The sequence below is a fragment of the Pseudonocardia ammonioxydans genome (assembly GCF_900115005.1).
In the GTDB taxonomy this organism is placed as follows: Bacteria; Actinomycetota; Actinomycetes; order Mycobacteriales; family Pseudonocardiaceae; genus Pseudonocardia; species Pseudonocardia ammonioxydans.
This window is the reverse complement of sequence record NZ_FOUY01000100.1, coordinates 1-7,985: the sequence shown is the minus strand read 5'-3', so window position 1 is coordinate 7,985 and position 7,985 is coordinate 1. Positions and strand designations below refer to the sequence as shown.

General features: G+C 70.4%; 12 protein-coding genes. 9 read left to right on the top strand and 3 right to left on the bottom strand.

Annotation, left to right across the window (positions count from 1 at the left end):
• The 4 genes from BM093_RS33870 to BM093_RS33855 all read left to right on the top strand — a co-directional run.
• The coding region (locus tag BM093_RS33870) for a cytochrome c oxidase subunit I (protein ID WP_177238880.1) at positions 1–971 on the top strand (971 nt) is incomplete at its 5' end.
• A 556-nt stretch (positions 972–1,527) separates the two neighbouring features.
• Positions 1,528–1,968, top strand: coding sequence for a fluoride efflux transporter CrcB (gene crcB, locus BM093_RS33865; protein WP_245773988.1), 441 nt, complete (start codon positions 1,528–1,530; stop codon positions 1,966–1,968).
• The gene (crcB, locus tag BM093_RS33860) at positions 1,965–2,342 is read left to right on the top strand and encodes a fluoride efflux transporter CrcB (protein WP_093357286.1); all 378 of its coding nucleotides are present in this window, start codon (positions 1,965–1,967) and stop codon (positions 2,340–2,342) included. Before crcB (BM093_RS33865) ends, crcB (BM093_RS33860) begins: the two co-directional genes overlap by 4 nt.
• A 40-nt stretch (positions 2,343–2,382) precedes the next feature.
• Positions 2,383–2,925 (top strand): universal stress protein, encoded by a 543-nt coding sequence (locus tag BM093_RS33855; protein ID WP_093357282.1) that lies wholly within the window; start codon positions 2,383–2,385, stop codon positions 2,923–2,925.
• Positions 2,926–3,066: 141 nt separating this feature from the next.
• On the opposite strand, the gene BM093_RS36420 is transcribed toward BM093_RS33855, so the two are convergent.
• A complete protein-coding gene (locus tag BM093_RS36420; protein WP_177238879.1) occupies positions 3,067–3,219 on the bottom strand; it encodes a hypothetical protein in 153 nt (50 codons plus the stop codon).
• A gap of 100 nt (positions 3,220–3,319) precedes the next feature.
• On the opposite strand from BM093_RS36420, the gene BM093_RS33850 reads away from it, so the two are divergent.
• A complete protein-coding gene (locus tag BM093_RS33850; RefSeq protein ID WP_093357280.1) occupies positions 3,320–3,727 on the top strand; it encodes a MerR family DNA-binding protein in 408 nt (135 codons plus the stop codon).
• Between the two features lie 529 nt (positions 3,728–4,256).
• On the opposite strand, the gene BM093_RS38530 is transcribed toward BM093_RS33850, so the two are convergent.
• The gene (locus BM093_RS38530) at positions 4,257–4,460 is read right to left on the bottom strand and encodes an FDXHR family putative zinc-binding protein (RefSeq protein WP_093357293.1); all 204 of its coding nucleotides are present in this window, start codon (positions 4,458–4,460) and stop codon (positions 4,257–4,259) included.
• Between the two features lie 261 nt (positions 4,461–4,721).
• Complete coding sequence (locus BM093_RS33840; protein WP_218163059.1) at positions 4,722–5,252, bottom strand: hypothetical protein; 531 nt, start codon at positions 5,250–5,252, stop codon at positions 4,722–4,724.
• Positions 5,253–5,879: 627 nt separating this feature from the next.
• On the opposite strand from BM093_RS33840, the gene BM093_RS33835 reads away from it, so the two are divergent.
• The 4 genes from BM093_RS33835 to BM093_RS35625 all read left to right on the top strand — a co-directional run bounded on the left by BM093_RS33835 (position 5,880) and on the right by BM093_RS35625 (position 7,921).
• Positions 5,880–6,449 carry a hypothetical protein gene (locus BM093_RS33835; RefSeq protein ID WP_093357278.1) on the top strand — a complete coding sequence of 190 codons (570 nt, stop codon included), beginning with the start codon at positions 5,880–5,882 and terminating at the stop codon, positions 6,447–6,449.
• Between the two features lie 372 nt (positions 6,450–6,821).
• Positions 6,822–7,064: a type II toxin-antitoxin system CcdA family antitoxin gene (locus BM093_RS33830; RefSeq protein WP_093357275.1), complete on the top strand. Its 243-nt coding sequence runs from the start codon at positions 6,822–6,824 to the stop codon at positions 7,062–7,064.
• 89 nt (positions 7,065–7,153) lie between these two features.
• On the top strand, positions 7,154–7,549 hold the full coding sequence (locus tag BM093_RS33825) for a type II toxin-antitoxin system VapC family toxin (RefSeq protein ID WP_093357273.1): 396 nt from the start codon (positions 7,154–7,156) through the stop codon (positions 7,547–7,549).
• Between the two features lie 192 nt (positions 7,550–7,741).
• Entirely contained in the window at positions 7,742–7,921 is a 180-nt protein-coding gene (locus tag BM093_RS35625) for a hypothetical protein (protein WP_143105694.1), read from the top strand.
• Positions 7,922–7,985: the final 64 nt, after the last annotated feature.

Here is a 7,985-nt window from a genome sequence, read left to right as displayed (position 1 = left end):
CCGAGGTCTACATCGTGGCGCTGCCGTTCTTCGGCATCGTCTCGGAGATCTTCCCGGTGTTCGCCCGCAAGCCGATCTTCGGCTACAAGGGCCTGATCTTCGCGACCATGGCGATCGCAGCACTGTCGGTCGCGGTGTGGGCGCACCACATGTACGCCACCGGCGCGGTGCTGCTGGCCTTCTTCTCCTTCACCACGTTCCTGATCGCCATCCCGACCGGGATCAAGTTCGTGAACTGGATCGGCACGCTGTGGCGCGGCAAGATCACCTTCGAGACCCCGATGCTGTTCGCGCTCGGGTTCCTGACCACGTTCCTGTTCGGCGGGCTGACCGGCGTCCTGCTCGCGATGCCGCCGGTGGACTGGCAGGTATCAGACACCTACTTCGTGGTGGCGCACTTCCACTACGTGCTCTACGGCACGATCGCGTTCGCGACCTTCGGCGGCATCTACTTCTGGTTCCCGAAGATGACCGGCCGGTTCCTGGACGAGACCCTCGGCAAGATCCACTTCTGGCTGACCTTCGTCGGGTTCCACTTGACGTTCCTGGTGCAGCACTGGCTGGGCAACGAGGGCATGCCGCGCCGCTACGCCGACTACCTGCCCTCCGACGGGTTCACCACGCTGAACACGATCTCCTCGATCGGCGCGTTCATCCTCGGTGCCTCGACGCTGCCGTTCATCTACAACGTGTTCAAGAGCTACCGGTTCGGCCGGGTCTGCGACGTCGACGACCCGTGGGGCTTCGGCAACTCGCTGGAGTGGGCGACCTCGTCCCCGCCGCCGCGGCACAACTTCACCGAGCTGCCCCGGATCCGTTCCGAGCGCCCGGCGTTCGACCTGCACTACCCACACCTGGTCGCGCGTGCCCGGGCCGAGGCGCACGTCGGCGGGAAGGCCCACCCCACCGAAGTGCTGGCGCACGAGGTCGGCAAGGAATCCATGCCCGACGACGACCCCAAGTCCACCTGACCGCCGTGCGTTGTCCCAGATCGGCGCTCTTCCCCGGGCGGTGTCGTCTCCGATCGGCACCGCCCGGCACAGCCTCGTCACGACGCACGAGCTACGCCCGAACTGGTGGCATCCGGCGTTGTTTCAGAAGGGGTGACCGTAGCTACTGCCACGCTGGCTGCCGCCGCTGACGATGATGGCGTAGCCGGTCTCGATGACCGGCGTTGAGATGTCGGTGTACGGCGGCGCCCCACGCGGTGACGGTTTAGGATGTGCAGCGCACCACGACCGCGGTCGTGGTGTCCGGTGGTGGAACTCGCCGGTCCCAACCGCAGCCCGCCCTCGGCCTGAGGGCTGGCGGCCAATGGTTCCTGCCCCCACGAGTGTTGTCGTGGCCTGCGGGCAGGGAGTTGAGGTCGAAGCGGTGCCAGCACCTGAAGAGTCGGTTCAGCCCGAGCACGACACCGCCGGCCGGGTGGCCGGCGAGGCGGTCGACCCGGATATCGACACACTCGATCAGGCCGTTGAGGGCGCCGACGCACCCATCGCGAGATCGCCCAGGCCCCAGCTGGACACGGTGGCCGTGATCGCCGCCGGCGGTGCGCTGGGTGCGCTGGCCCGCTATGGCGCCGGGCAGCTCTGGCCCACGCCGTCCGGCGGATTTCCGTGGACGACGTTCGGGATCAACGTGGTCGGTTGCGCCCTGATCGGGGTGCTGATGGTCGTGATCACCGACGTGGTCCACGCCCACCGGCTGGTCCGCCCCCTGCTCGGGGTCGGGGTGCTCGGTGGGTTCACCACCTTCTCCACCTACGCCGTCGAGGCCCTCGACCTGGCCCGGGCCGCCCGGCCGGGGCTGGCGTTGGCCTATCTGCTGGGCACGCTGCTGGCCGCGGTGGCCGCGGTCACGGCAGCGGCCAGCCTCACCGGCATGATCCATGGCCTTGCCCGTCGCGTCGACACCCGCCGCCGCCGGGGCCGGGCGGGCGAGTGCGAGCACGGCCGGAGCCTGCGGTGAGCGCGGTCTGGGTGGTGCTCGGCGCCGCGGTGGGTGCGCCGCTGCGCTACCTGCTCGACCAGGCCGTGCAAGCGCGCCACCGCTCCCTGTTTCCCTGGGGCACCTTCACCGTCAACGTCGTCGGCTGCGCGGTGCTCGGCCTGCTGGCCGGGCTCGCTCTCACCGGGCACACCGCCGGCTGGGTTCCAGAACTCGTGGGTACCGGGTTCTGCGGCGCGTTGAGCACCTACAGCACCTTCGGCTACGAGACCCGCGCCCTGGCCGCCAACGAGGCCCGCACCCTGGCGGTGCTCAACGCGGCCGGCAGCGTCCTGGCCGGATTCGGCGCCGCGGCCACCGGCCTGCTGCTCGGCCTCGCCCTCGCCCAGCTCTAACCACCGGCCGCGTCCGCGGCCCGTCCCAAGGAGGTCGACGATGGGCAGCCCCCGCGAATCGGAACCCGGCGAGGGGCAGACGGTGCGCCTGGACGGCCAACCCGGCGCCAGCGGGCAGGGGCAGGTCAGCATCGTGGCCGGCTACGCCCACGACGAGGTCGCTGACCACGCGCTGATCACCGCGGCCGATCTCGCCGCCCGTCTGGGCGCCGCAGTGCACACCGTCCACACCATCGACCTGATCGACTATCCCGTCGACCCGGACTCGTCGACCTGGGAAGACGATGCCCGCGCCACCCTGGCCGAGGAACGCGACCGCGTGGACACCGTCCTGACCGCGGCCGGGGTCCCCTGGACCTACTACGCCACCCAGGGCAACCCCGTCGCCCTGCTCTGCCGCCTGGCTGCCGAGCACAACGCCCTGTGCAGCGTGGTCGGCACCCACGGTGAGACCCCCGGCGAACGCCTCACCCGACTGCTGCGCGGGCGCTCGGTGTCCCACGGCCTGCTACGCGCCAGCGATCGCCCGGTGCTCCTGGTCCCACCCGCACCACCCACCCGCGTCCCACGCGGGGCCAACTAACGCCGCAGGACCCCGCTCCGCTGTCTGGGCCATCCTCGACGACAACGCCGCCGCGTAGGCCGGCGGGGACGCACGACGGCCATCCCGGTGGCACGGGGGGGAACACCACCGGGATGGCCCCCGCTCGGCATCGTAGTACCCCTACGCGGAGTTCTTGACCATGGTCTTGCCGCAGCAGCACGTCGGGGCGTCCGGCGGGCCCGTGCAGGCGGGCGGAGCCGCCTTGGTCACGGTCAGCTCGCACCCGCAGTCGGCATCCGGGCAGCGGAAGACCTCACCCTCGCGGAACGGCATGGTCATCACCTCTTTTCTCGCGTTTCGATCGGTACGTCTGCGACGCTAGAACCCGGCCCCTGGGGCCGGATCAACACTGGAGAAAGGGAGGAGGCGTGACATGGCGCGACAGCAGCTGACCATCGGGCCCGCCGCCCGGGCGGCCGGCCTGACCCGCAAGGCGATGCGGGTGTACGAGGCCAAGGGCCTGCTGCCCGAAGCCGAGCGGACCACGGCCGGCTACCGGCTCTACAGTCCGGACGACGTCGAGTTGCTGACCTTCATCCGCCGTGCCCGCACCCTCGGCCTGCACCTGGACGACATCCGCGAGGTGCTCGCCATTCGCAGCGGCGGAATCCCTCCATGTGCCACGGTCCGCGACCTGCTCGACGCCCGCATCGCCGAGCTCGACTCCGCCGTCGCCGAACTCCTCGCCCTCCGCACGACCCTTGCCGAGACGCGTCAGCGGGCCGATGACTGCACCGACGAACAACCTGTCACCGTCTGCGCGATCATCGAGGACTCGTAGCCGTCTGCTGTCAAGGCATCAACCGTCTCCGAGCATGAGGAGTGCGGCGTACCAGTGACGTCTCCAGTGGTCGGCGGCGGTGGCGGATACTGAGCCGTTCCGAGTAACGAAGCGTGACGCTGTGTGATCTTCGGGGCGCGCCGGGAGTGGCTGGGGGAGCGCGGGGCCCCTGCTGGGAAGTGGTCATCCTCTATCACAGGCGACGGCCCGCCAGTTGGTGTACCGGCGGTTATTCACTCGTTGCTGGGTGCGCCGCCGAGTCGAGTTCGCGCAGCTCACCAGTCCAGTGCCAGGTGCCCTTCTCTGGTTGGTCGGGCTGCCAGCGCACCAGGACTTGCCCGTGGTCGGGGCCGAGGCCGTGCGGGGTGTAGACCTCGCGAGCGTAGTCCAGATCGGCGCTAGTGGGCCCAGCCACGACGCCGACGAGGCCGGGCCGCGATCGCGACGGGTCGCGCAGCGTGACTCGCCGCCCCACCAACCTCGTCACACACTGCAACGTAGCAGGCACCCGAGGCGGCACCGGGTGGTGTCAGCCGCGGACCCAGATTCCGTTCTTGGTCTGCACCAGCCTCAGCTGGTGTGGATCCCGACACACGTCACCGGCGCGGTGGGCATCCCACAAGTCGGGGTCGTCGAACACGTGCCCACAGCCGCCATTGCGGCCACAGCAGTGCGCGCGGTCCGGCCCGACCCAGCTTCGACCACAGCACGTGATCCGGACAAAGTTGCTCACCAGGCCGACAATCCTGCCACACCCCCCGCGGGTGTTTCCGCCGCGCCGCTGGTCGTCGTCGACCGCGCGCAGGTCCTCGAAGGCAGCGTTGTGCCGCACCGCGGCCGGCGGCGAGGTCGCCGCGCCTGGCGGGCGCTGGACGCCAGGTCCGCCTCCTCGTCAGCAGCCTCATCCTCGCCGGGCTCGGCGCCTGCCGGTTCCAGTTCCACCCTCACGTCGAAAATTGTGTGGTGTCCGGGCGCCTGGTCGTGTCGCGACCTGTCATGCCGTGCGGCGCGGCGGGGCCACGAACCGGGCGCCCAGTACGTTGGCGGTGACGACCAGGGCCGCGGCGACCAGGATGATGTCCTTGAGCACGTATTGGGCGGCCAGGGTGGGCAGCCCACCCGGGAACATCTCGGCGGGGAACAGCACGACCGGCGACATGATCCCGATCAGCCAGCCGACCATCCCCACCATCGCGGCCTTGAGCAGCCGCCCGGTCAGCAGGCTCAGCCCGATCACGGTCTCCACGACCGCGGTGGCCACGACCGCGGTGGTGCCGCCGACCAGGCCGAAGGTCAGCGCCTCGGTGGTCCGGCCTGCCAGCGCTTCGGCCGGGGAGGCGCCGGGGATGAACTTCAGGGCGCCGAACCCGGTGATGACCAGTCCCAGGCTGATCCGCAGCGCTGCGACGCTGTAGGCGGCCAGCCAGGTGACCAGTCCACGCTGGACGCCGCGCAGCGGACCGAGTCGATCCGATGCGGCCGGACGGCGGGTCGGCGAGGATGCCGGGGGCACAGGGGTCGTCATGGCGATCTCCTGTTCGATGTAGGGCCACCCCGGTGGTGACGCCGGGACAACCAGCACTGGTGGAGGCCCACCCCGGCCGAGACCTTCGCGGCGCTGCCATGCGGAGCGACCGGAGATGCTGACGGTCGCCGTGCTCGCCGCGGTGTTCAGGGCGATCATCGGCGCCTTGGCGGGGCTCGTCGGTGGGCGGCGGCATCTTCGCCGTCCCCGCCGTACACGGCCTCGGCCTGTCGATGGCCGAGGCTGTGTCCGATCACTGAGCGTCGTCAGGACAGCGGCCGCACCTGCGAATTATCCGGCGCCGGTGTGGCTTGCCCTGTTCCCCGGACGCCTGATGGGAGCTGTCGACGCCCGGGGGCGATGCCGGCAGCGGCCTGGCTTCGGGGCTTACAGGCGGTCGAGCATCGACTGCACCTGCTGGATCTGCTCTTGCTACGGACGAGCCGCGGCACGACCAACGTGGATCATGGTTTCCCTCCTGCTCTCGATTGCTCAAGCGAAAATGACCCCTACACCTATACCCCCTAAGGGTATTCTTGTCGAGTGGGGCAGTTCACGCCGGGCCGGGCGTGGCGCTTCGGCCATGTCCGCCAGCCCGATGCCGTCGCCGCCCGGCCGCTGGCTCGTGTGGTCACCGCGACCCCGACCTTGGGCCGCGCCGGACAGCTCGCGTTCGTTGACCTCGACGACACCGTCGGGCAGACCTTCGGTGACGCCGAGCAGGGTGCCGGGCGTGACTACAGCGATGTGAAGGGCCGCAACGCGCTGATCGCGACCCGTGTCCGCGTCGGTGTCTCGTCGGTGATCGCCGCGACCGGGTTGCGGCAACTGCTCGCCGACGCCCTGGCCACCGCGCATCACCTTCATTTGACCAGGAAAGCTGCGCTGCCTGTCCGGATCGCGCGGAGATGGCGCGCCAGCAGACCGCTGACCGGACCAGGCAGCCCGGGGTACCGCGTGTGGGGCGGCGGGCGCGGTCGGAGGACGTTCGCCGGATCGAGGTGCGGCGAGGGCTTTTCGTGCTGTGGTGGCCGGGTCCGGCGCGTGGGCGGGTCGGGCGTGGTGGGGTCGGCGAGGGCGGTGATGGGACTGTGGGCCCGGTGGCGGTCGGCTTCGGCGATGTGGGTGCGCATGACCGCGGCGGAGCGCCAGCGGCCGTGGCGCATGATGGCCAGTTCGTCGACTCCGGCGGCGTAGGCTTGGCGCAGCCGCGGCGCAGGCTGTGCCCGGACCAGATCTCGGGCAGGTCGGCGGCGGCGCGGGTTTTGATGACCTGATGAGCGTCATCAATGGATCGGTCGGACAGTGCGGTGGCGCCGATCCGGTATCGGCGCACGCCGATTCTCGCCGAAAGCGCACGGGCAGCCGCAGCTACATCGGCGGCGCCGCCACGATCAGGCCGCCACCGTGCCAACCACCACCGACCGAAGTGTCTGATTCTGGTCTGCATGCTCGCTGACGCCGTCGTCGACACCCGTCAGCGGAGGTCAACATCCATAGCGGGGCGATCGTCAACCCGGAGCGCAGGGACGCCGGATTCTCTCGCGCCCCGTTGTGTATTGTGTGTGTATGGCTCGGTTGAATGTGTGGGTTCCGGACGAGTTGGCCGCCCGGGCACGGGCACAGTCGTTGAATGTGTCCGCGTTGACCCAGCAGGCCTTGGCCGCCGAGCTCGACCGGCAGGCCACCGACACGTGGCTGGCCGAGTTGCCGGCACCGCGGCGACCGGTCGCCCACACGACGGCGGCGGCCGCGCTCGACGCCGCCCGCGCCGAGTTCGACGCCGACCCCGAGCCCGGGGCTCGCGAGTGAGCGTGCCCGAGCAGGCGAGCCCGCCCGCGTCCGCGACAGGTCCGCCGGCGAGGTCGGCGGCGTCGCGGGGTCGGGCTGTCGCCGATCGGATGGTGGTGGTCGATGCCTCGGTGGTGGTGGATCTGCTGGCCGGTACCGAGCTGGCCGCCGCTGTCGCGCGGCGGCTGTCGGGCACCGTGCTACACGCCCCGGCGCACTGTGAGGCCGAAGTGCTCTCGGCGCTTGGCCGGCTCCAGCGCGCCGGTGAGCTGACCGTTGACGAGGTGGACGCGGCGGTGGCCGCAGTGGCCGCGATGCCGCTCACGCGCCACCCGTTGACCGCCTTGCTGCCCGGGGCCTGGGCCCGGCGCGGGCGTCTGCGCCTGCTGGATGCTCTCTATGTGGAGTTGGCCAGCCAACTCGACACCGTGGTCGTGACTACCGATCACCGCTTGGCCCGTGCCACCGACCGCGCTGAGGCCATCGTCGCCGCCGACGATCGCTGACACACACGGGATTAGAGCCGTGCATGAAGCCTGGGCTTCCGGTGGCCCAGATGGCGGTGGACCCGCAGCAATCACCGCCGACCACAGGCAGGGGCCGGACGTGGCGAACGTTGTGAACAGGGATTACGTCGGCCCGGTGGGTCCTGCAGAACGGGGTCGAGCCTCGGCGCTGGTGCCGTAGGTGCGCGCCTGGTGGCCGCTGCGGTGCACCGCGGACAGGCCGGGCGGCGCTTCGCCGAGCACACGCGCCCGAGTCCCGTCCCGGCCCGCGAAATATCAGCCCGGCGGGCCCAGGGCGGCTTCGCCGATGATCTGGATTGGGTGGCCGGCTACCGCGCCGGTGTCGACGATCATGAAATTCCCCCAGTGTGAGGGTGTCGCGATCACGTAATTCCCCCACGGCGATCACGGTTTTCCCCCAGGGGAGGACGTGCGT